We start from the raw sequence: 22,512 nt of genomic DNA, 5'->3' as shown, positions 1-22,512 counted from the left end.
TTATTCCTTTAGCATCGCCTGCGCGTTTTCCAGATCTTCCGGGGTGTTCACGTTAAAAAACGGATCAATGCCGTCAACTGTAAAATGCGCAGTGGCCGCACCATGTCGATCTGTCCACAACACGACCTTGCGCAGCCCATCGTTCAAAGCGGTGCGCAGATCATCACGCAGGGCAACAGGCCATAATCCAAATGTCGGATGCCGTGCCGTACCACGTTTTGGATCAGGCGTTGCGGCCAATGCGATATCAGTTTCAGCAGTTTGGGCCGCCAGTATTAGTTGCGGCACCAGATCACAGGGAAAAAACGGCGTATCCGCGGCGGCCGTCACAATTGCATCTGCACCTTGTGTCGCCGCCCAATCCAAGCCCGCCAAGACACCTGCCAAGGGACCAGCAAAATCATCAATTGTATCGGCCAAAACAGGCAAGTCATATGATGCAAATCTGTTTGGGTCCCCATTGGCGTTGATCGCCATTGCACCCACCTGAGGCGACAGCCGGTCAATCACATGCTGCAGAATTGACTTACCGCCAAGCTGTAAAAACCCCTTGTCACCCCCACCCATACGGGTCGCCTGACCACCTGCCAGGATCACACCAAGCGGCTGTTTCACTGGCCCGATCCCTTGCGGCGATGTTTGGGGCTTTCTTCGACGATTTGCCGCGGATCGATGTCACGCACCAAACGATCTTCGCCCGACAGACACACAAAGCGCTGCCCGCGCATCCGACCGATCAGGGTCAGACCAACCTGCTGCGCGATCTCAACCCCCCAGGCGGTAAACCCGGACCGAGACGCCAGAACGGGAACACCCATCATCGCGGTTTTGATCACCATCTCTGACGTCAGGCGCCCGGTGGTATAAAGCATTTTATCACCGGCACCGACCCCTTCGCTTAGCATCCAGCCTGCGATTTTATCGACGGCGTTGTGACGGCCTACGTCTTCCATATAGACCAGCGGGCGGTCGCCCTGACACAGAACAGTGCCATGGATCGCGCCCGCCTCAAGATACAGACTGGGTGTCCGGTTGATCTTGGCTGCCAATGCATAAAGATCCGAGGTCCGAACAGTCGTCTTTGGTAATTCAAGACCCTCTAGCCCCTCCATCATGTCACCAAAAACGGTTCCAACCGCACAGCCGCTGGTCCGCGTCTTCTTTTTCAGCTTTTCTTCGTATGTGGTCTGGGACGCAGTACGCACGATAACGGTTTCCAATTCATCATCGTAATCAACACCAATAATATTTTCATCAACTGCCAGCATGCCCTGATTACGCAGAAAGCCCAACGCCAGATAGTCGGGATAATCGCCAATCGTCATTGCGGTGACGATTTCCTGGCTGTTCAAAAAGATCGTCAGCGGGCGTTCTTCGACAACAGAAATCTGAATCTGTGCGCCTGTTTGATCAAATCCCACAACGGCCCGTGTCAATCCGGCCCGCGCAGGATCGGGGGCAATCAGGTAATCGTTGAAATCATCACGCGCAGCCAATTGCATCTCTCCTATATGCGGTCTAAAGATTGTGAGTTTGCCAAAACCTAAAGCGAAATCATGACCGCCACCACCACCAAATCAATCTTCTGGAAAGGCGTCCGTGACGGTGCGCCCTTTTTACTGGTGGTCGGACCCTTTGGGCTGCTGTTTGGCGTCATCGCGACCGAAGCGGGGCTGAATCTGTCCGAAACGATGGGCTTTTCCGTTCTGGTCATCGCCGGTGCCGCGCAATTCACGGCCGTACAGTTGATGGTGGATGAAGCCCCTACGCTGATCGTGCTGGCCACATCATTGGCTGTGAACCTGCGTATGGCGATGTATTCAGCGTCAATCACACCGCATCTGGGGGCAGCACCCCTTTGGAAACGCGCCCTGGTATCATATTTTCTGGTCGATCAAAGCTATGCTGTCAGCGTGGCGAAATACGAAAAGGAAAACTGGTCACTTCAACAAAAGCTGGCTTATTTCTTTGGCGTGATCATTCCGATCTGTCCGATGTGGTATGTTTTGACGCTGGTCGGTGCCATGGTCGGCGAAACCATTCCGGACACATGGGCATTGGACTTTGCGATCCCGATCACCTTTCTGGCGCTGGTCGCACCCGCCTTACGAACGCTGCCGCATGTGATCGCTGCATTTGTGTCAATTGTTCTGGCGCTTTTGCTGGCAGGTTTGCCCTATAACTCGGGTCTTTTGATCGCAGCCGTGGTCGCCATGATGATCGGCGCGCAATCCGAACTGATGATTGGGCGGCGCAAATGATCCCCGACAGCGCGCCCATCTGGCTGGTCATCATCGTCCTTGGCGTCGGCACATTCCTGATCCGGTTTTCGTTTTTGGGTCTGGTCGGCGACCGGCAACTGCCGGAATGGCTGTTACGTCATCTGCGCTATACCTCAGTTGCGGTTTTGCCAGGGCTGGTTGCGCCACTGGTTATCTGGCCACAAGCCACAGGTGGTCAGATCGATCCCGCGCGTATGGCAGCCGCGGCGGTTACTTTAGTTGTTGGATATCTGACAAAGAACGTGCTGGCCGCTATCGTTGCTGGCGGCGTCACGCTTTATGCAATGCTGTTTCTGATCGGCTAACTTTCGTCAGGAACATAGGCTTCGCGTGCCACAGTTTTATCATCCGCATCATCTTCATAATGCTTTTGAGTTGTCACGCCAGGTAATCTTGCAAATTGCTGCATCGCGTTTTTCGGAAAAAACGTCTGATTGATGCTTTGTAACCCTGGTAAATCATTCAGAATGTCAGTCACGGCCCGCGAACAGCCTGCTTTTGGAACCGCCCCGTATGTCATGACGCGCTGCAAAGCCATTTCGGCCACCTGTGGCGATACTTCGATACGTTGCGAAATGACGTGAAAGGTTTCGCGTGCGTGATAGCCGACAAAGTATCCTTCGATCCGCGGTGTAGCACCGATGATCACGTCATTGCGTTCCGGAATGGTTTCATGTCCGAATGACCCTGCCGGATCAAAAATCACGCGCTGCGATCCGTTCACCATCAGGGCTGAATGCGCCCCGCTACCGGACCGATTGTTGACCATTGTATATAATGTCAGCGCTGGTGCCCCATCATGGCGATACATGGCACGTGCAACATGTTTGTCAGACGCCCAGACAGACTCACCCGGGCCACAGGCCGCAAGAAAAACAGGCAGCGATAACGCTGCCAGGTACCGTATCATTTTCATCAAGATCAGGACGCGACGATTGCCAGCAAAACCAACGTGACAAGAATCGCGATCACTGAATATTTGGTAAAGGTGACAAAACCCTCAAAGGTTTTTTCCTGTGTGGTGATGTCCATTTCACCTTGCTTATGTTCATCCATAGTTATCTTCCCGGAGTCAATTTTCAAAAGGATTAGACGATTCCCAATAAGAAGTCACGCGGCACATTATCGCGGAAATCACTTACGTTTCGTCGCCATTTAATTCCTGTGCCAGTCGAAAGCCGATACGGTTTGGTTCGGCTTGATCTACCTGCTTGGGCAACGCACGCAGCATAACAGTCAACTGGCTAACATGCTGAATCAACTGTGTTTTAATGCCATTTTGATCGGTGCCATAAAACGTCACGATATCCGGATCAAAATACCCCATGCCTTCGATCTTCAGAATACCAGTGTTGCCGCCGGTAAAGCCCATCGCGACTTCGTGCTCGTTGTCCAGCTGTTCTTCGAAATTCTTTATATAAAGAATAATCCGCTCATATGCCCATTGGGCAGGGCTTTTGGTTTTGACAGATGTCTTCATCTTTTCCGGCAGGACAATATCATCACAGCCCTTGCGATCAGGGTCAGAATGTACTTCACGTAACCGGGGCAGCGCGTCACCTTCATATGCCTCGGCCGAGGTTTGAATTTCACTGTCCATCGTAATCATCCTTCTATCGGCTAAAGTGGCAAGGCTGTGGTATCTTTCATACTTTCCATAACAAAGCTGGCAGAGATATCGGAAACCGGCACTTTGGCAATCAATCTTTTGTAAAACTGGTCATAGGCCGCCACATCGGCCACGCGCACAGTCAGGATATAGTCCAATTCCCCCGTCAGGCGATGCGCCCCCACAATTTCAGGCAGGCTTTGTACCGTTCGATTGAACCGCGCCATCCAACCCGGTTCGTGACTGCTGGTCCGGATCAAAACAAACACCATTTGCGGGCAACCCACATTCTGCGGGTCCAGCAAAGCCACACGCTTGCGGATAACGCCAGATGTCTCAAGCTGTTTGACCCGCCGCCAACAGGCATTGCGCGACAGATGCACCTGATTTGCAAGCTGATCCGCACTAACGGAACAATCATTTTGCAGTATCGCTAAAATTTGATGGTCATATGTATCAAGATTAATCATAATATGGGATGATATCCCAATAATTTAGCAATCAACAGTGATATTTGAGATCAAATATGATGCGAGTTGATATATTCTGCCAAAAACAGGGAGATGTAAGAATGTCAGAGCGTACGCAAGCAGGACTTTTGGGCTTTTTTGTTGAACATCCCAGAAGTGTTGGCGAAACATATCTTGGACATATGTGGTTTGCTGCTACATTTGCGTTTTGGCTGATCGCTGCAGGGCTTGCGGCCTTGGTTCATGCGATTATCCCTGCATTTTTTGAAACAACGGCCAGCAAAATTATCAAACGCCTTCATGCACGGATGGAAAGCCGTGGGCACGGTTCTGACAGCTGATGTGTCGAATTGCGTCTTATCTTGGCCCTGCCATTCCGTTGGAAAACATCATTGTACGGCCAAAGCATTCGCTGTTGACCCAAAGCCATGCCGCGACCGAAGCGAAACTGGCCGTCAACGGCGATGGGTTCGGCATTGCATGGTATAGCGACGACCTGCAGCCTGGGGTTTACCGCGATGTTATGCCGGCCTGGGCAGATGAAAATTTGACCAGCCTTTGCAGAATGGTTAAATCACACCTGTTTATCGCCCATGTACGCGCATCGACCATCGGAACAACATCGCGGGCGAATTGCCATCCCTTTACGCACAAGGGGTGGTCTTTTGTACATAACGGCCAAGTGCCGCACATCCAAAGCATCCGCCGTACGCTTGAAGCGCAGCTGCCTGATCAGCTTTATCAATTGCGGGGCGGGACGACGGATTCTGAGCTGATCTTTTTGACACTTCTTGCAAACGGCTTGAACGATTGCCCGCGAACGGCGTTGCAGACAACAATCAGATTGCTGGGAAAATCCACATCGGACGGGCCAATTCGACTGACGTGTGTTCTGTCAGATGGTCACCGTTTGATCGGGTTTCGCTATGCGTCAGACAACAAAAGTCCAACGCTTTATAGTTCAAATAAACTGGATAATGACGGGATATCGCTTGCATCCGAACCTTTGGATGGCTGCATTCAAAACTGGGCCCGCATTGCTGAAAGCACAATGATCACGATTGATGCCAACAGCACACGCAGCGAACCGATCTTTGACCAATCATCTGCCATTCATGCATTGCGCACCCACAGCCAAGCCCCGTTATCCCCCTTAGATCGTGATACGCGTCCAACATTCAACAAGTGATTCAGATGGGCAACGGCTTCAACCAACGCCAAGCCATATTCTGACCCACCGATCTTGCGCTTGAACAATGCGGGAAAACAATCGTGCGCAGTCTTTGGCTTGGCCAGATGATCTTGCAGCCTGTGCAACGCGCCGTGGTGATTTTCAATCAACTGGTGCATCCGCATACGCAGCCCGGTAAAGGGCAGTTTATGTCCGCCCAAAGCCAGATGATCGTCATGGGCTAGCGCGCCAAGACGTTCGCAGCTTTCCAGCCATTCTGCCAATGGATCTGCATCGGGTTCGGTCGCATAGACCCCAATGTTTGAACTGATTGACGGAATGATCTGATCACCGGACAAGATCAGATTGTCATCTCTGCTCCAGAATGTTGCGTGTTCGGGCGCGTGGCCGTGACCAATGTGAACATCCCAATCCCGGCTACCAATGCGAATGCAATCACCTTGCCGAATGCGATGATAACCAAGGGGCAATGGGTCAACGGCGTCCGCGAAATTGAATGGGCGTTCACCTTCGCGACGCGCGATTTCATCGGCGGGCATTCCGGCACCGCGCCAAAATTTAATTGTCTCGGATGTTGGGCGATCCTGTTCATCAAGCGTCAGCATCCGTGCAAACAGCCAACTGGTACGCGTGGTCCAAAGGCTGGCGTTGTATTCCGACATAAACCACCCAGCCAGACCGATATGATCGGGATGATGATGTGTGACGATGACACGCCCAATGGGTTTGCCAGCCAAGGGACCCTGTATCAGTTTTTCCCAGATACTGCGGGACCGTTTTGAAGCAAATCCCGTATCAATAATGGTCCAGCTGTCACCATCGTCCAGCGCATAACAATTCACATGATCAAGGGCCATCGGCAACGGCAAACGCAGCCATAAGACACCTTCGGCCACTTCGATTGCTTCGCCTTCGGCTGGCGGATTGTCCCAAGGGTATCTGATGGGCGCGAACGTTTTGTCCTTATGCAGCAAGTTCATCAACCGACAGCGCATATAGATCCGCAGCCCCTTCACGGGCATGGACCAGCAGAGCCGTATGATCTGGCAAAAGGCGCTTGATATAGAACGTCGCCAGCTTTTCGCGGGCAGCCCCATCGGCCATTGCGGCCTTTAGATGGAAATGCGCCCCAAGAACGCGTGCAAATGCTCGAAGATAAGGCACCGCACCAGCAAAGCGATCATTGTAATCTTTTTGCTCGACCATCCATTCGGTGGTTTCCCGCAAAGTTTCCGACGCTTGCCAGACAGCTTCGGCCAATTCAGGAAAGTTCGCACGCGCTGCTTCGGCCTGATCTTCCATTTCAGAAATCAACGCAAAGGCCGCATCACCGCCATCCATCAGTTTACGCGCCACCAGATCCATCGCCTGAATACCGTTCGTGCCTTCGTAAATCGCGGTAACCTGCACATCGCGGCAATACTGGGCGGCACCGGTTTCTTCGACAAAGCCCATACCACCATGAACCATCACGCCGGTCTGACTGGTTTCAATACCAACATCTGACCCAAAGGCCTTGGTAATCGGCGTCAAAAATGCAGCGCGTGACTGCCACCCCTGATCACCTGTTGCAGTGCTCATATCGATGGCAACGGCACAAGCGGCTGCAATGGCGCGGGATGCAAAAATATCGGCCTTCATGCCGGTCAGCATACGGCGCACATCGGCATGGTCCACGATGGACCCTGTGCCGTTTTCGATCATCGAACGTCCTTGGCGACGGTCTTGCGCGTAAGACAAAGCATGTTGATAGGCCGCTTCGGCAACGCCGATACCCTGTGCGCCAACACCAAGCCGCGCATTGTTCATCATGGTAAACATCGCAGCCATGCCGCCGTGCTTTTCACCCACAAGCCAGCCCTTGGCGCCATCATATTGCATGACGGCAGTGGGCGATCCGTGCAGACCCAGTTTATGTTCAAGGCTGACGACCTTTAAATTATTTGCCACACCCGCATCGCCGTTTTCGTCCGGCAAACGCTTGGGTACCATAAACAGGCTGATACCTTTCGTTCCAGACGCGCCATCGGGCAGGCGGGCCAACACCAGGTGACATACATTGTCGGTGAAATCGGTATCACCCCAAGTGATATAAATCTTTTGGCCCGTAATCGAATAAGTGCCATCTTCGTTTGGCTCTGCCTTTGACGACAGCGCGCCAACATCCGATCCGGCTTGCGGTTCGGTCAGGTTCATCGTGCCGGACCATTCACCGCTGATCAGCTTCGGCAGGTAAATTGCTTTTAGCTCATCACTGGCGTGATGCTCTAATGCCTCGATCTGGCCTTGGGTCAGAAGTGGGTTCAATTGCAACGCCAAACACGCACCGGACATCATATCATTGACAGCCGTGGTCATCGCCATAGGCAGACCCATTCCGCCATATTCAGGATCAGCCGAAATGCCGACCCATCCACCTTCGGCAATGGCTTTGTGCCCGTCGGCAAAACCGGGAGATGTGCGCACAACACCATTTTCAAGGCGCGCCGGATGCAGATCGCCGGGGCGCTGCAAAGGGGCGATCACATCATCGCACAAGCGGCCCGCTTCGATCAGGATCGCATCAGTAACGTCTTTTGTCGCCTCAGAAAAGGTTTCGGTTTCGCGAACACCGTCCAATCCCACAATGTGGTCAAAAATAAACTGATACTCAGCAACCGGTGCGCGATACGTCATGGTGTCCCCCCTTTACGGTGTCTTGGCAATCATATGCGGTGTCTATAAGGTTTTGCCATTGTGCGCATAACGTTAATCAGACGCGCAGACCTCGCAACCAATACGCAGCGTCATAGATTGATGATCTCACATATGACTAAAATTTTGGCAACGGCTGATGATGCAGCGGAGGTGCTGAAAAACGGCCAACTGGTCGCTTTCCCAACCGAGACCGTTTATGGACTTGGCGCAGATGCCTGTGATGACACAGCCGTTGCGCGTATTTTCGACGCTAAGGGTCGACCAACCTTTAATCCACTGATTATCCACGTTTTTTCCTGTGATATTGCAGAGCAATATGTTGAAATGACCGATCAGGCGCGTATTTTGGCAGAGGCGTTCTGGCCAGGGCCACTGACGCTGGTGTTGCCTTTGAAGGACGGAAAAATATCGCGTTTGGTGACGGCGGGCTTGGTAACTGTCGCGATCAGGGTGCCAAATCACCCTGTTGCACGTGATATGCTGAAAACCTTCGGCGGGCCGGTTGCAGCGCCATCCGCGAATCTTTCCGGCCAGATCAGCCCGACGTGCGCATCCCATGTGCTGCAAGGTCTAAACGGTCGGATAGATGCCATTCTGGATGCTGGCCCCTGCGATGTGGGTCTGGAATCCACGATCATCGGGTTTGATCCTGCCCCCACATTATTGCGCCCCGGTGGGCTTGAGGTTGAAAAGATCGAAAGCGTTTTGGGCCACCCATTGCTTCAGGACATGGATCCGGCAGCACCCAGATCACCCGGTCAGCTTTTGTCGCACTATGCCCCGAAAGCATCGGTTCGCCTGAGTGCAACCGATGTTAAACCTGGCGAAGTTTTGTTGGGGTTCGGTGACGTTGCGGCCGATCTGAACCTGTCCAAAACCGGTGATCTGGTCCAAGCCGCTGCAAACCTGTTCGCGTATCTGCATCAACTTGATGCGCGCGGCGCCAAAACCATCGCCGTATCCCCCATTCCCGAAAAAGGTCTGGGCCGCGCGATCAACGACCGACTGCGACGCGCGGCAAAGCCAAGGTCAAATTAAAGCTCATGCAGCGCTTCTTCAAACGCGTGGCCAAGTCTTAGCAATCGCTCTTCCGACATGGGCGGTGTCATGAATGTGACCCCGGCCGATGGCACGCCCGTTGGCAACGTCAGCGCGCTTAGCCCGAACAGATTGCCGATCCGGGTGTTACGCAGGGCCATCAGGTTTTGCGTAACGAAATAATCCTGATCCGCCTTCAGGCGTTCAAGATTGGGCGGCAGGGTCGGGACGGTGGGCACGATCACCGCGTCATATCCAGACGTTTTTTCAGCAAAGATCGTACGCAGCATATCCAGCTTCTGCCAAGCCGCAACATAATCCGCGGCCAGCACATCCGCACCGCTTTGAAATCTTTTGCGTACCTGATCAAACATCAGATCTGGGTTTGCCTCGATCACATCGCGCCAAGTGCCGTAAGCCTCGGCGGTGTAAAGCGGGCCGGCCAGATCCATCGCGTCTTGCACTTCGGGGATATTGATCGGTTCAACCACGCCGCCAGCGCTTTCGATGCAGGCAACTGCGGCATTAAACCCGGCACGTGGGCCATCGTCCAGATCATCCATCGCCACAGTTTGCAGCAGCGCAAAACGGCAGCCTTTCAGGGATGTCCAGCGCAGATCAATGCGGCCCATGCCTTGCATTGCGGACAGCAGAAAGCCCGCGTCTTCGACCGACCGCGACAACGGCCCCACTGTGTCAAAGCGCGCGCACAATGGGACAACGCCATCCAACGATAACCGACCCGATGATGTTTTCAGCCCCACAAGATCATTCCACGCTGCAGGGACACGCACCGATCCGCCGGTATCTGATCCAACCGCCACCGGGGCCAACCCGAACGCGACCGACGCCGCGGCCCCCGATGAAGACCCGCCCGAAACAGCATCGTGATCATTCACGCAGGGCGGTGTTTGCTTGATCGGGTTATAGCCAAGGCCTGAAAATGCCAGCTCTGACATGTGAGTTTTGCCCAAGCACACCAAGCCAGTGGCCGTTGCAAACTGTACAACCCGGGCATCTTGGGATGGTTTGCGGTCTTTCAGCAGGTCAGATCCCGCTTCGGTCACAGTGCCCGCCGTGTCGAACAGATCTTTCCATGACACCGGAACACCATCCAGCAAACTTAAACGCTGATCCGATTTGGCGCGCATCGCGGCGGCTTTTGCTTCGGCCAATGCACGCTTTTCTGTCAGCCGGGCATATATTCTGTCGCGCATGGGATGAATGCGAATTGCTTCCAGAAATCCTTCGGTCAATTCAACAGGATCAATCTCGCCTGCGCGGATGCCGCGCCCCAAGGCAGCAGCACTCATCTTTTTCCACTGTCTCATCAGACCATTGCCCCATTTAATGTGTGGCCAGCGACACCCAATCGCATGGACAATTCCATGGATACGATCATATTGAAAACTATGAAACACAAAAGCGATATTCTGATTGTTGGCGGCGGTTTAAATGGCTGTGCTTTGGCCATTGCGGCGGCGCAAATCGGGCTGACAGTTACCTTGATCGACAGTCTGCCTGTTAAAACACGGCGGTTGCCGGGCTTTGACGGGCGCAGCTATGCACTGGCGCTGGCATCGAAACGGCTTTTGGGCGCGATTGATCTTTGGGATAATCTGGAAAAAGACGCGCAGCCCATTCTTGAGATCAAAGTTACGGATGGTCACGCAGGCTACGGTCCATCCCCGTTTTTCATGCATTTTGACCATGCCGAAATCGAAGAAGGCCCCATGGGCTTTATGATCGAAGACCGCCATTTGCGCCGCGCATTTCTGGATGCGATGAAAGATATGCCCAATATCACACATCTGGCGGGTGAAACGGTTGTTGCCCAAAATATCACGACGGGCCATGCACAGGTAACGCTGGCATCTGGGGGAACCTGTTCGGCAAAGGTGCTGATCGGCTCGGATGGGCGCAAAAGCGGAACAGCACAGCGCGCTGGCATTCAACGCACCGGCTGGAGGTATGGCCAAACAGCTTTGGTCTGCGCGGTTGAGCATGAAAAACCCAACAACGGCATTGCACATCAATTTTTTATGCCCGGCGGACCCTTGGCGATTTTGCCGCTAACAGGAAACCGCTGTTCGATTGTCTGGGCGGAAAAGACCGAAACAGCAGCACAGATCAGCACACTGTCAGACGCCGATTTCATGAATGCGCTGCGCCCCCGGTTCGGGGATTTTCTGGGCGATATCAAACTGGCGGGGAAACGATTCAGTTATCCGTTGGATCTGACAATTGCCAACAGCTTGATTGCGGATCGTATTGCCTTGATCGGGGATGCAGCGCACGGCATTCACCCGATTGCCGGACAGGGATTGAATGCAGGTTTACGCGATGTTGCTGCTTTGGTTCAGGTTCTGGCCGAAGCCCGCAGACGTGGCGAAGATATTGGATCGCCCTTGGTTCTGGATCGCTATCAAGCTTGGCGGCGGTTTGATGTGGCGACATTGGCGGTTGCGACGGATGCGTTCAACAAACTGTTTTCGAACAATAACCCGGTTTTGCGCGCCAGTCGGGATATCGGGATGGGCCTGATCAACCGCGTTCCAGCCATGCGGCGTGCTTTTATTCGTGAAGCCGCAGGGTTGACCGGACAAGTGCCTAACCTTTTGCAGGGCAAACCAGCCTAGGGCGCAGGGTCATCCAAATTGCGGGCCTCATCCATCAACAGGATCGGGATACCGTTTCGGATCGGAAAAGCCAAATTGGCTGATCTGGAAATCAGTTCCTGCTTTTCAGCATTGTATTCCAACACATTGTGGGTTTGCGGACAAACAAGTGCCTCAAGCATATGACGGTCAAAGGTACCTTCGGTCATTGCAGCATCTCTTCGCTGGTGCCGCCACGCAAAGCGAATTCGATCAGGGTTATCATCGTTTCGCGGCGGGTCGACAATGATGGCGCTTCCAGCAAAGCCTGTTTGTCTTCGGGATCAAAAGGACACAACATCGATAGCGAATTGATCAGCAATTCATCTTCGGCCTCAGTCAGGCTGCCCCAATCTGTCGACAGGTTCTGGGATTCAAAGAATTTTGACAACAATTCCATGAACTCTTTGCGTTTGAACCCTGTGTCATGTTCGACCGGGCCAAGATCGCGTTCGAACCCTTTCCAGCTGACATCACAGCGGCGATAGGGTGCAAAGCCTGTCACTTCGCTTACGACACGAAACCGCGACATTCCGCTTAGCGTGATCATATAGCGACCATCTTCCGTTTCAGAAAAAGCCGTAAGGCGCCCCGCGCAGCCGATCGAATGAAGTCGTTTTTCGTCAGATCCCGGAATTTCATACGGCTGGACCATACCGATCAAACGTTCGGGTGTCTTAAGTGCATCATCCAGCATCGCCAGATACCGCGGTTCAAATATATGCAACGGCAAACGTGCCCTGGGCAACAGAAGTGCCCCGGGCAGAGGAAAAACCGGTATGACGTCAGGCAAATCTGCGTGTTTTAACATAACTGTCAAATTAGCCCGGTTTCGTGATCAGGCAAATATAAGCGACGAAAGTTTGCGACGCCCATTCAGCGCGATGGGGTCTTCCGGCTTTAACGCATCAAAAATGATGAAAAGCTGGGTTTTGGCGGCACCATCATTCCATTCGCGATCACGGCGGAACAGGTCAAGCAGTTCATCCACGGCCTCTTCGATCTGGCCACCAGCATGAAGCGCTGTCGCCAGATCAAATCGCGCCTGATGATTATCAGGATCATTTTCGACTGTAGCCTTTAAATCGGCAATCGGACCTGCGTCTGCAGCCTGCTTTGCCAGCTCAAGCTGGGCGTGGGCCGCTTCTAATTCAGGGCTACCGCTGATCCCCGCGGGTGCGCCATTCAGAATTGCTTCGGCCTGGTCCAGATCATCCATGGCCAGATGCGCGCGCACCAGCCCGCCATACGCTGCTGCATTTTCCGGATCTTCGCCAAGGATCGCAGCAAAGGTCTGGGCTGCATCCACAGCAGCCCCTTCTGCCAACATCGCCTCGGCTACCTCAATCGCATCTGCCAGACCGCCATCTTCTTCGCCGCCGCTAAGGGCCACGATTTTATTGATGAATTCTTCAACCTGCGACTGTGGCAAAGCCCCCTGAAAGCCATCCACAGGCTGTCCCTGCCAAAAAGCATAAACCGTGGGCATAGATTGAATACGCAGTTGTGCGGCGATCGCCTGATTCTGATCAACATCGACCTTAACCATTTTAACCTTGCCACCTGCTTTTGTCACAGCGGCTTCCAATATCGGGCCCAAGGTTTTGCAAGGGCCACACCATGTCGCCCAGAAATCGACGATAACAGGTACAGTCTGGCTGGCCTCTATGACATCGGTCATAAAGGTGGCTTCGGTTGCATCTTTGATAAGATCGTCAGCGGGTGCAGTGGCGTTTTGGCCAAATTCAATCATGGATCAGTTTCCTTCTGTTGGCCTTCATATGTGGAAGACCGCGCACAATGTCAAAGGTCGAAGGTTGCAAAAACCGGGGCGTGATCACTGGGTTTTTCCCAACCTCGTGCAGTTCGCAGAATACGTGACCCATGTACCGCGTTTGAAATATCGGGCGTGGCCCAGATGTGATCAAGACGGCGACCTTTATCAGCCGCATCCCAATCTCGCGCGCGGTAAGACCACCAGGAATAGAGCTTACCATCAGGAATATCGCGGCGGGTGACGTCAACCCATTTACCAGCGTCCTGAGTGTCTTTCAGATGCGCGACTTCAATCGGGGTGTGACTGACAACTTTCAGCAGCTTCTTGTGATCCCAGACATCGTCTTCCTCTGGTGCGATATTCAGATCGCCCACAAGAATGGCCTTTTCAGGCTTGGTGGCATGAAATGCGTCACGAAGTTCGGTCAGGTAATCCAGTTTCTGGCCAAACTTTTCGTTTTGTTCACGATCCGGCACATCGCCGCCTGCAGGAATATAGTGATTATGGATCGTCACACCGTTTTCCAAACGACCAACGACATGACGGGCATGGCCAAGGGACGCGAAATCATGGTGGCCTGCATCCTGCATCGGTAGCTTTGACAGGATTGCAACGCCATTATAACCTTTTTGGCCCCGTGCGACCATGTGGGTATAACCCAAAGCCTGAAACGCTTCGACCGGAATTTTATCAACCGGGCTTTTACATTCTTGCAGACAAAGAATATCGGGAGTCTCTTCTTGTAACAGCTTCACGACCAGCGCTTCGCGCAGCCGGACCGAATTGATATTCCATGTGGCAAGGGTGAAAGGCATGTGGCGCTCCGCAGTATATTTGCGAACACAAGTCCATAAAAAAGGGCCGGGCACAAGGCCCGGCCAAGTCCAACAGGGAGGTTCATGTCATTACCCCGACATGAAAGGGATTTCGCATCGGCCCGCTGGTTGGTTACAGCCCCCCAGCGTGCCGAATAACTTATTACAACAACACTCGTTATGCGACTAATCTATAACCACCAGATTCGGTCACAAGAAGGCGGGCGTTTGACGGATCTGGTTCTATTTTTTGTCTCAATCGGTAGATATGTGTTTCCAATGTGTGCGTTGTGACACCTGCATTATAGCCCCATACTTCATGTAGCAGAATGTCCCGCGCAACAACCCCTTCGGTGGCACGATACAGGAACTTAAGGATGTTTGTTTCCTTTTCTGTAAGGCGGATCTTCTTATCGTCTTCGGTCACAAGAAGTTTCTGCGCGGGCTTGAATGTGTATGGACCCAGCTGGAAAACCGCATCTTCTGATTGCTCGTGCTGTCTTAATTGTGCCCGAATGCGGGCCAAAAGCACCGGGAACTTAAACGGCTTCGTGACATAATCATTAGCACCCGCATCAAGTCCAAGAATAGTATCTGCATCCGAATCGTGGCCGGTCAGCATCAAGATCGGGCACTTCACACCCTGCTTGCGCATCAGACGACACAGCTCGCGACCGTCAGTGTCCGGCAGGCCGACATCAAGAATAACAAGTTCGTACAAACTTTCTTTTGTCTTCTCCATTGCTTCAGTGCCATTTCCGGCCTCAAAGACATCAAAATCCTCAGTCATCACAAGCTGTTCGCTTAGTGCTTCGCGCAGATCTTCATCGTCATCGACCAGCAATATCTTCTTGAGTTGTCCCATCGGGTGCCTCCATTTGCTTTGAACCACATGGAGCGTGTTCACGCATCTGACAAGATTTGCTGCAAACCGCTCACGGTGTCGTGTCAAAAACAGGCGGAATGTTTCATCTTTCAACAAGATAGGCTAGGGAGACGCTATGAGTTTGACGCCAAATCCGACCGAACGCATTGCCCGCGCCCGTGCCGATCTTCGCATGGGTGTTCCCGTCGTCATTGCTGATCGCAAATCTGCCTTGGTTTTTGCAGTTGAAACCCTGAACGAACGCCGTTGGCGGCACGCCCTTCGGTTACTGGAAGATCCAGTAATGACGATTACAGACTGGCGGGCACATACCTTGCGTGCGCGGGTCTATGATGGTGATCTGGCACGTGTTGATATTCCAAAAGACGCCAGTATCGAATGGCTGCAATCGCTGGCTGATCCCGCTTATGACCTGTCATCACCCATGAAGGGCCCACTGAAAACAAAACGCGGCGGAGATACTGTGTTGCACAGGGCTGCCCTGAAACTGGTGAAGTCTGCCCATCTGTTACCTGCTGCGATTGTGATCCCGATCCCAAATGCCTGGACGTTTTCATCGACAAATGACCTGACTGTGATGGAGCTGGACTCTCTGCAATCAGATGATCAAGCCCCCACAATGCACCAGGTCGTTCAGGCCAGTTTGCCGCTTGAGGTATCAGACGCTGGCCGACTGCATGTTTTTCGGCCCGATGATGGGGGGGAAGAACATTATGCCATCGAAATCGGGCAACCAGATCGCAGCAAGCCTGTTCTGTCGCGCCTTCATTCGGCGTGTTTGACGGGTGACTTGCTTGGATCGCTGAAATGCGATTGTGGGCCACAATTACGCGCAGGGTTGCGGCATATCGGGGACGAAGGATCCGGTGTACTGTTATATCTTAACCAAGAAGGCCGTGGTATAGGGCTGGCTAACAAAATGCGCGCCTATTCCCTGCAAGATCAGGGGTTCGATACGGTTGAGGCCAATCATAGGCTTGGCTTTGAAGACGATGAGCGTGATTTTCGCATTGGATCAACCATTTTGAAATCTATGGGGTTTTCATCTGTTCGACTAATGACGAACAATCCTGCCAAGGTCGCGCGGATGGAAGAAAACGGGATTAAGGTTGTCGATCGGGTTCCGCTGAAGGTCGGTAAAAACCATCACAACGCGCATTATCTGGATATCAAAGCAAAGAAATCAGGGCATATTCTGTGACGCCCGAAGATCTGGTACTGACCCGGCGGGGTGTTCGGTTCTGGAATAGATACTTCCCTGCCACAATCGGCCGCACAGGCAAGACAAGCAACAAAGCCGAAGGCGATGGGGCGACTCCGGTTGGGGTGCACCGTATTGTAGGGTTGCTTTATCGACCAGATCGAATGTCAAAGCCAACAGACTGGGCCGTTCCGATCCGTCCACGTGATCTTTGGTCAGACGATGTGAATGATGATGACTATAATCTGATGGTGCGCGCACCTCATGGGTTTAGCCATGAGAACCTGCGCCGTGCTGATCCGCTATATGATATTGTTCTGATCACTGATTGGAATTGGCCGCGCGCGCAAAAGGGAAAAGGATCAGCGATCTTTCTTCATCAGTGGCGCAGGCCAGGATATTCAACAGAGGGCTGTGTCGCCTTTAGGCCAGATCACCTAAACTGGATCATTCAACGTATTACATACCAAACCCGACTAATTGTACGCTGAACGCTTATCAAACCCTTACGGGTTTTCTGCGCTGTCCGTCTGTTTTTGATGCTGCACACGCGCCCCAAAAATCGCAGAACCGACACGGATATGGGTGGCCCCCAGTGCAATGGCACTTTCAAAATCACTACTCATCCCCATAGATAGATCATCAAGTCCATTTCGGGCTGCAATTTTTGCCAATAATGCAAAGTGAAGCGATGGTTCTTCGTCGACCGGTGGGATACACATCAAGCCAACGACGGGCAAATCTAGCGATCGGCATTGCTGAACGAAATCATCTGTATCTGTTGGTAGAACACCCGCTTTTTGATCTTCTTCGCCCGTGTTGACCTGAATGAACAGATCAGGACACTGCCCCTGTTCCTGCGCAAGCCGGGCCAATGTTTTAGCAAGCTTTGGGCGATCAACAGAATGGATCGCATCGAATAAACCCATGGCCTGTCGAGCCTTATTTGTCTGTAATGGCCCGATTAGATGGACAGATACATTGTCGAACTGCGCTTTAAAATCCGGCCATTTCTCTGCGGCTTCTTGCACACGGTTTTCACCAAACACGCGATGCCCCTGATCCAAAACGGCCTGAACCCGGTCGTTTGGTTGAACCTTTGACACAGCGATTAATTTGACAGATCCTGCCGCACGACCAGCCGCCAATTCTGCTTTTTCAATGCGTGCCTGAATTTCTTGCAAAGGCATTACTTGCCCTCCCATGTGTCCAAAAATAGCTTAAGATCATCCTTATAATTTTGCCAGTTTTGCGCAGAGGACGTATAGATCGGCTGACGAACCTGATGGATACTTAGGGTTTTGACCTGTCGCTTATTTTGGCTAAATGAAAGGCAGCTGTCATCCCATTTAAGTCCTGCGGCATCGACAAGTGCGCGCGTTTGCGCCTCGGGCTCAGCAACAAGATTTTCATACTCAATCTCATAAATACTGTCCGGCAGTGTCGCTTTCCAAAACTCAATTATCTTATCAGATGCCTTTATATAGCGCGCTAAATCGTTCAGATCATAGGCATAACGATGTGTGCCATCAGCAAACACATTTTTGTAAACCGACAGCGCAATATCACGAGGATCACGTCGAACAATGATAAACTTGGCCATTGGAAGTGCGCATTTCAGCAAGCCGATGATCAGATGGCTTTGTATTGATTTATCCGTGACAAAGTCCTGAAATTTCAAAATCTCGTGTAGACGATTATGATAAAGCTGGCCCAGTTTGCCGATATCAGTTTCCGCGATATCTGTCAGTTTTTTGAAACTGCCATCAGGCTTACCCATCAAAGCATAGGCCAGTTGAATGCCATGGCGCATCTCTCCGCCGGCTGTCACGTCGGGATGGCTTGATAAAATCTGTTCGACAAGCGTGGTTCCCGAACGGGGTAACCCGGTAATAAAGATCGGGTGAAAATCGTTCGATTGCTTTTGAACCTGTGTGAAATCAAAATCTTTGAAAGCAGTGATCAGGTTTTCAATTTCGGTCTCGCGCGTGGTGATGTCATAGGGAAACGTATCGCGCATCGCATCATTGGCAGGGCGCAGATAAGAAAAGACCTTGGCCGTTTGGCCTGTTTCTTCCATTGCTTTAGCCAGGGCAAAACCCAGATGCATTTTACTGCGACCTTGGACCTTTGGATTGGCATAGGCATTTTCCATCGCGGCAATCAGTGGGTCGCCCACATCTAATTTTTTAGTACCCAAAAAGACGCGATATAATTCGCCATCCAATGGGTTCAGTTTCAGCGCATTTCTGAATTCGACTTCTGCCGTTTTGAAATCCCCCATGCGCTGCATAAGTAAAGCTTTATCTGCCCGTGGCTTTACAGACTTTGGCAGCAATTTGATCAGCGTGTCGTATGTTTTAAGCGCAGTTTTATATTTTCCAACAGCAGCAAAGGCATCGGCTTCGGCCGCCAATAAGGCAGGTTCTTTCGGTTTTAACCTTCGCGCTTTGGAAAAATGGGGCAGCGCATCGTCTGGTTTATTCTGACGCTTCAGAATTTGACCAAGCTGATAATGTGCGTCGGGTACATTCGGGGCACTTGATGCAATCGCTTGAAAAAGTGCTTTGGCCTGATCCAGACGTCCGGCTTTCTGCAGCGCCATAGCCTGTTTGAATTTCGCGGGGATTTGGGCAGGTGGTATATTCATAATCGAGCCTTGGATAAGCAGGTTTCAAAACCCTGCTATCATCCCATACCCACAAAAGAAAAGAGCGGACCAAAAGGCCCGCTCTTTCTTAAACATATCTACGTTAGATTAGAACGAGAATGCCATGCCGAGTGAGAAGTCAGACGCATCATCATCTGGACCACCATCAATGTCATATGCAGACTGTGCAACACCAGCGTGGATAGAAGCGCCACCGCCCAGATCATATGCAGCAACAATCGCAGCACCTGAAAGTGTTACTTCACCATCATCCGCATCAAACATTCCGTAGTTTGCGTGCAAAGAAAGCGGGCCTGATGAATACCCTGCACCAAGACCAAGGTGATAAGCATTATCAATATCTGTTCCGTCGATATCGTCAAAGCTCCAAGTTGAGAACTGAACACCGGCAGCGAAACCACCAGCAAATTCAGTCGCAACACTTACACCGATTACATCTACGTCTTCCAATTCGAACTCAGGATTTCCGAGAATTGGATCACCAGTTACTGGATCAACAGTTCCAGTATCAAACTCAAAGCGATCTGTTCCAAAGTCAACAGTTTCAGCTGTTTGGTAAGCAAGACCTAGGTCAAGTTCTAGACCGCCCAGATCAGCTGCGTATTTGACACCAGCAGCAAAACCTGTGTCTTCATCACCACCATCATCCATTTCAGCAGATACTGCGAAACCAAAATCACCGAATGAATAATCGTAACGAAGGATCTGACCATCGTATGCACCGTCAAGGTATGCACCGTTATAACCAGCATGCTCAGTTTCTGTATCGCTGATTGTGCCTGGGTTGCCAACGTTACCGGCTTCAGTCAACGCCCAATCCATGGCGCCGTCTGTGTCACCCATTGTCAATGTACCGAAAGCACCAGAAATGAAGACTGCAAAGTCAGCATCGCTGCGCTCACCATCTGCATCCAGATCAGGAGCTTCGTCCAGATCAACAGAGGTACCGAAAGACAGGCCGCCGTCTGTTTCACCAGTCATGGTGAAAGTCACGTCAACATCTGTCCAGAATTGTGTAACGCCGTCACCGTCGTCACCAGCAAAACGGTAGTCACCGCCAACAAGGCCCATTTCGGCCGAACCGGAAATTTCAATTTCAGCTGCTGCTACGCCTGCAAAAGCGACCAGAGCTGTAGTAGCTAGGAGAGTTCTTTTCATCTTTTTCCCTCGTTTATAATAAGGATCACCGCAATCCGGGGGAATCCGAATGGGTATGCAGGGTATTTCTAGCTTTCGACACGTGATTGCAAGGAACGCGAATAAACCCTGCACCAACAAAGCGATAATTGGTGCATCTTTGCCACAAATAATCAAACGGGCGTGAGACCTTAGTATATAAGTGGCCCTTGTCGGCCCTTGATCGCTTGGGTATGTGGGACAAAGATCGTTTTAACGGAGCTTTTGATCATGCGGACGGCGAATTTGACCAAGGTCTTTTTAATTCTTGGGCTTGGGGTGCTTTTGGCCGGTTGCGGCGACACATTCAGAAATATCACTGAACCAAATGATGTTGAAGTCCCCGATGATGATCCGCGCGTTCGTCAATCAACCGTCTGGGATCTGTTCGATAACAATCAGGATCCAAATACAGCCGTTGCCGTCAATAAATATCTTTGGGATGCATCGCTGGATGTGCTGAACTTTATGCCCGTTCAGACCGCTGATCCATTTTCTGGCGTTATCGTAATGGGTTACGGCACACCGCCCGGTGGCAGCCGGGCCTATCGCGCAACTGTTTTCGTGCGCGACCCTGCGTTGGATGCGCGGTCCTTGTCGATATCGCTGCAAACGCGCAGTGGGCCAGCATCTATTGAAACAGTTCGCGCGATTGAAGACGCCATCATGACCCGGGCGCGTCAGCTGCGTCTTGAGGATTCGCGTCTTTAGCATAAAGCGCGTGGACCCATTCCAGTTGTTTGGGCAGGCATTTCGTCATAAGATCATAGTGATCAACAACGTGTTGGCGCGCGGCCTGCCCCAAACGGGTGCGCGTCTGCGGGTCATCTAAAAGCTGCGAAATTTCGGAAGTTATGGCGTCTTGGTCGAAAAAATCCACCAATCTGCCCGTTTCATCATGTTTTATGACTTCTCTTACCGGCGCCGTATTGCTGGCGATGATGGCACACTCTGTACTCATCGCCTCAAGCAGGCTCCAACTTAGGACAAAGGGATAGGTCAGATAAATATGAAGACTTGAGATCTGAAGTAATATTTTGAAATCAGGGTATTTAATCCGGCCCAAAAAATGTACCCGCGCCCAGTCATCGTCGGAAATATCTGGCCGGACCTCGTCAATCATGACCTGTTTCCAGCTTTTATTATCATCACGCGCCTTGGAATAACTGACGCTATCCCCACCAACGATCAGAATTTGGGCATTTGGGCGATTTTTCAGCAATTTGGGCAGCGCGCGCATAAAGACATGATATCCGCGCATCGGTTCAAGGTTGCGATTTACAAAGGTGATGATTTCGTCGTTGCGTGAAAACTTCGGAAATCCTTGCAAATCAAGCACTGCATCGGAGTCAGGACGCACGTCGTTCGTATCAATACCATCATGAATAACTGAAATTTTATCACGAAACGGCAGCGGGAAGGTCTGATGTTGATATTGGGTGGGGCTTAGGCCGGAATCAGCCATGGCGAAATGCAGATGATTGCTGGTATTTTTGATATCCAATCGCGACATCGCATAAATCGACGGCTTTTCCTGCAATTCTTTATCGAAATAATTCGTTTCGTCAGACGTTTCGTAAAACAGTTCGCAAAAAATCCCAAGACGCGCGTTCGGCCAGACATGTTTTAAAAACAAACTTTCCCCCCAACCGGGGTGGGCAATGATGACATCCGGTTCAAATCCGGTCTGCTTAAGTTGTAATGCACTGCGGCTGCAGGATTCGGCGCGGATCAACTTGGTCTCAAAATCAATTAACAATGGATTTTCGGACGTACGATGCCGTTTCTGGATGGGATAAGGCAGAATATCGACGCCTTGCCATTGCTTACGCTCCTTGAACCGGCACGTCAGGGCCACAACTTTATGCCCCTGTTTTGCAAGCGCAGGCGCCAGATGTTTGAACTGACCGGGGAAATTCTGGTGGATAAACAGGATATTCATTCAAAGCTCGTTTGTTTTGCCCACATTTAACTGCCTCTGCACGCAATGGAACCGCTTTTTTGCATGACCTCTGGACCACGCAGGCCATGCACCGTATCA

27 protein-coding genes are annotated in these 22,512 nt (G+C 51.8%); 9 read left to right on the top strand and 18 right to left on the bottom strand.

All coding sequences use genetic code 11. The annotated features are described in order from the left end of the window. Both mobA and HRQ87_RS03320 read right to left on the bottom strand, forming a co-directional pair. Positions 1-615 (bottom strand): molybdenum cofactor guanylyltransferase MobA, encoded by a 615-nt coding sequence (gene mobA, locus HRQ87_RS03325; RefSeq protein ID WP_174135172.1) that lies wholly within the window; start codon positions 613-615, stop codon positions 1-3. After that, complete coding sequence (locus tag HRQ87_RS03320; protein WP_174135170.1) at positions 612-1,502, bottom strand: formate dehydrogenase accessory sulfurtransferase FdhD; 891 nt, start codon at positions 1,500-1,502, stop codon at positions 612-614. Before HRQ87_RS03320 ends, mobA begins: the two co-directional genes overlap by 4 nt. Positions 1,503-1,556: 54 nt before the next feature. Between HRQ87_RS03320 and HRQ87_RS03315 the strand changes: the two genes are divergently transcribed. Next, positions 1,557-2,261, top strand: a complete 705-nt coding sequence (locus HRQ87_RS03315; RefSeq protein WP_174135168.1) for an AzlC family ABC transporter permease — start codon at positions 1,557-1,559, stop codon at positions 2,259-2,261. Next, a complete protein-coding gene (locus tag HRQ87_RS03310; RefSeq protein ID WP_174135166.1) occupies positions 2,258-2,587 on the top strand; it encodes an AzlD domain-containing protein in 330 nt (109 codons plus the stop codon). The genes HRQ87_RS03315 and HRQ87_RS03310 overlap by 4 nt, the downstream gene beginning before the upstream one ends. Here HRQ87_RS03310 and HRQ87_RS03305 read toward each other — a convergent pair. The 4 genes from HRQ87_RS03305 to HRQ87_RS03290 all read right to left on the bottom strand — a co-directional run bounded on the left by HRQ87_RS03305 (position 2,584) and on the right by HRQ87_RS03290 (position 4,361). Then, positions 2,584-3,192, bottom strand: coding sequence for a hypothetical protein (locus HRQ87_RS03305; protein ID WP_174135164.1), 609 nt, complete (start codon positions 3,190-3,192; stop codon positions 2,584-2,586). The genes HRQ87_RS03310 and HRQ87_RS03305 overlap by 4 nt on opposite strands. A gap of 11 nt (positions 3,193-3,203) precedes the next feature. Further along, positions 3,204-3,338, bottom strand: coding sequence for an aa3-type cytochrome c oxidase subunit IV (locus HRQ87_RS03300; RefSeq protein WP_174135162.1), 135 nt, complete (start codon positions 3,336-3,338; stop codon positions 3,204-3,206). Between the two features lie 82 nt (positions 3,339-3,420). Further along, positions 3,421-3,882, bottom strand: coding sequence for a DUF6173 family protein (locus tag HRQ87_RS03295; RefSeq protein WP_174135160.1), 462 nt, complete (start codon positions 3,880-3,882; stop codon positions 3,421-3,423). 20 nt (positions 3,883-3,902) lie between these two features. Further along, positions 3,903-4,361 (bottom strand): Lrp/AsnC family transcriptional regulator, encoded by a 459-nt coding sequence (locus tag HRQ87_RS03290; RefSeq protein ID WP_217430354.1) that lies wholly within the window; start codon positions 4,359-4,361, stop codon positions 3,903-3,905. A gap of 101 nt (positions 4,362-4,462) precedes the next feature. On the opposite strand from HRQ87_RS03290, the gene HRQ87_RS03285 reads away from it, so the two are divergent. Then, a complete protein-coding gene (locus HRQ87_RS03285; RefSeq protein ID WP_174135158.1) occupies positions 4,463-4,702 on the top strand; it encodes a DUF6356 family protein in 240 nt (79 codons plus the stop codon). Then, positions 4,702-5,550, top strand: coding sequence for a class II glutamine amidotransferase (locus HRQ87_RS03280; RefSeq protein ID WP_174135156.1), 849 nt, complete (start codon positions 4,702-4,704; stop codon positions 5,548-5,550). The genes HRQ87_RS03285 and HRQ87_RS03280 overlap by 1 nt, the downstream gene beginning before the upstream one ends. On the opposite strand, the gene HRQ87_RS03275 is transcribed toward HRQ87_RS03280, so the two are convergent. Together HRQ87_RS03275 and HRQ87_RS03270 are read right to left on the bottom strand one after the other, a co-directional pair. After that, entirely contained in the window at positions 5,475-6,533 is a 1,059-nt protein-coding gene (locus tag HRQ87_RS03275) for an MBL fold metallo-hydrolase (RefSeq protein WP_174135154.1), read from the bottom strand. The two genes, HRQ87_RS03280 and HRQ87_RS03275, sit on opposite strands and share 76 nt — an antisense overlap. Next, entirely contained in the window at positions 6,517-8,229 is a 1,713-nt protein-coding gene (locus tag HRQ87_RS03270; protein WP_174135152.1) for an acyl-CoA dehydrogenase family protein, read from the bottom strand. The genes HRQ87_RS03275 and HRQ87_RS03270 overlap by 17 nt, the downstream gene beginning before the upstream one ends. A gap of 132 nt (positions 8,230-8,361) precedes the next feature. Between HRQ87_RS03270 and HRQ87_RS03265 the strand changes: the two genes are divergently transcribed. Further along, positions 8,362-9,288: an L-threonylcarbamoyladenylate synthase gene (locus HRQ87_RS03265; RefSeq protein WP_174135150.1), complete on the top strand. Its 927-nt coding sequence runs from the start codon at positions 8,362-8,364 to the stop codon at positions 9,286-9,288. On the opposite strand, the gene HRQ87_RS03260 is transcribed toward HRQ87_RS03265, so the two are convergent. After that, the gene (locus HRQ87_RS03260) at positions 9,285-10,619 is read right to left on the bottom strand and encodes an amidase (protein ID WP_174135149.1); all 1,335 of its coding nucleotides are present in this window, start codon (positions 10,617-10,619) and stop codon (positions 9,285-9,287) included. The two genes, HRQ87_RS03265 and HRQ87_RS03260, sit on opposite strands and share 4 nt — an antisense overlap. 45 nt (positions 10,620-10,664) lie before the next feature. Here HRQ87_RS03260 and HRQ87_RS03255 point away from each other — a divergent pair, with 45 nt between their 5' ends. Further along, positions 10,665-11,927: an FAD-dependent monooxygenase gene (locus tag HRQ87_RS03255; protein WP_174135146.1), complete on the top strand. Its 1,263-nt coding sequence runs from the start codon at positions 10,665-10,667 to the stop codon at positions 11,925-11,927. Here HRQ87_RS03255 and HRQ87_RS03250 read toward each other — a convergent pair. The 5 genes from HRQ87_RS03250 to HRQ87_RS03230 form a co-directional block, all read right to left on the bottom strand. Next, on the bottom strand, positions 11,924-12,115 hold the full coding sequence (locus HRQ87_RS03250; RefSeq protein WP_174135144.1) for a Trm112 family protein: 192 nt from the start codon (positions 12,113-12,115) through the stop codon (positions 11,924-11,926). The two genes, HRQ87_RS03255 and HRQ87_RS03250, sit on opposite strands and share 4 nt — an antisense overlap. Continuing rightward, entirely contained in the window at positions 12,112-12,756 is a 645-nt protein-coding gene (locus HRQ87_RS03245; protein WP_174135142.1) for an LON peptidase substrate-binding domain-containing protein, read from the bottom strand. The genes HRQ87_RS03250 and HRQ87_RS03245 overlap by 4 nt, the downstream gene beginning before the upstream one ends. Before the next feature lie 27 nt (positions 12,757-12,783). Next, positions 12,784-13,698 (bottom strand): thioredoxin, encoded by a 915-nt coding sequence (gene trxA, locus HRQ87_RS03240; protein ID WP_174135140.1) that lies wholly within the window; start codon positions 13,696-13,698, stop codon positions 12,784-12,786. A gap of 50 nt (positions 13,699-13,748) precedes the next feature. Beyond that, a complete protein-coding gene (locus HRQ87_RS03235; protein WP_174135138.1) occupies positions 13,749-14,537 on the bottom strand; it encodes an exodeoxyribonuclease III in 789 nt (262 codons plus the stop codon). Positions 14,538-14,715: 178 nt separating this feature from the next. Continuing rightward, entirely contained in the window at positions 14,716-15,402 is a 687-nt protein-coding gene (locus tag HRQ87_RS03230) for a response regulator transcription factor (protein WP_174135136.1), read from the bottom strand. 136 nt (positions 15,403-15,538) lie between these two features. Here HRQ87_RS03230 and ribA point away from each other — a divergent pair, with 136 nt between their 5' ends. Then, positions 15,539-16,624, top strand: coding sequence for a GTP cyclohydrolase II (ribA, locus tag HRQ87_RS03225; RefSeq protein ID WP_174135134.1), 1,086 nt, complete (start codon positions 15,539-15,541; stop codon positions 16,622-16,624). Then, positions 16,621-17,115 carry a L,D-transpeptidase family protein gene (locus HRQ87_RS03220; protein ID WP_174135132.1) on the top strand — a complete coding sequence of 165 codons (495 nt, stop codon included), beginning with the start codon at positions 16,621-16,623 and terminating at the stop codon, positions 17,113-17,115. The genes ribA and HRQ87_RS03220 overlap by 4 nt, the downstream gene beginning before the upstream one ends. 15 nt (positions 17,116-17,130) lie before the next feature. Here HRQ87_RS03220 and HRQ87_RS03215 read toward each other — a convergent pair whose 3' ends face one another. The 3 genes from HRQ87_RS03215 to HRQ87_RS03205 all read right to left on the bottom strand — a co-directional run bounded on the left by HRQ87_RS03215 (position 17,131) and on the right by HRQ87_RS03205 (position 20,453). Continuing rightward, on the bottom strand, positions 17,131-17,814 hold the full coding sequence (locus HRQ87_RS03215) for a YggS family pyridoxal phosphate-dependent enzyme (RefSeq protein WP_174135130.1): 684 nt from the start codon (positions 17,812-17,814) through the stop codon (positions 17,131-17,133). Beyond that, positions 17,814-19,274, bottom strand: coding sequence for a sulfotransferase family protein (locus HRQ87_RS03210; RefSeq protein WP_174135128.1), 1,461 nt, complete (start codon positions 19,272-19,274; stop codon positions 17,814-17,816). The genes HRQ87_RS03215 and HRQ87_RS03210 overlap by 1 nt, the downstream gene beginning before the upstream one ends. A 108-nt stretch (positions 19,275-19,382) precedes the next feature. After that, the gene (locus HRQ87_RS03205) at positions 19,383-20,453 is read right to left on the bottom strand and encodes a porin (RefSeq protein ID WP_174135126.1); all 1,071 of its coding nucleotides are present in this window, start codon (positions 20,451-20,453) and stop codon (positions 19,383-19,385) included. 243 nt (positions 20,454-20,696) lie between these two features. Here HRQ87_RS03205 and HRQ87_RS03200 point away from each other — a divergent pair, with 243 nt between their 5' ends. After that, positions 20,697-21,182, top strand: coding sequence for a DUF3576 domain-containing protein (locus tag HRQ87_RS03200; protein WP_425501498.1), 486 nt, complete (start codon positions 20,697-20,699; stop codon positions 21,180-21,182). On the opposite strand, the gene HRQ87_RS03195 is transcribed toward HRQ87_RS03200, so the two are convergent. Beyond that, positions 21,136-22,413, bottom strand: a complete 1,278-nt coding sequence (locus HRQ87_RS03195) for a glycosyltransferase (RefSeq protein WP_174135123.1) — start codon at positions 22,411-22,413, stop codon at positions 21,136-21,138. The genes HRQ87_RS03200 and HRQ87_RS03195 overlap by 47 nt on opposite strands. Positions 22,414-22,512: the final 99 nt, after the last annotated feature.

Origin of the sequence: Parasulfitobacter algicola (genome assembly GCF_013315265.1) — a bacterium.
GTDB lineage: Bacteria > Pseudomonadota > Alphaproteobacteria > Rhodobacterales > Rhodobacteraceae > Parasulfitobacter > Parasulfitobacter algicola.
Note: the sequence above shows the minus strand (reverse complement) of the source record. Positions and strands in the feature narration are given on the sequence as shown.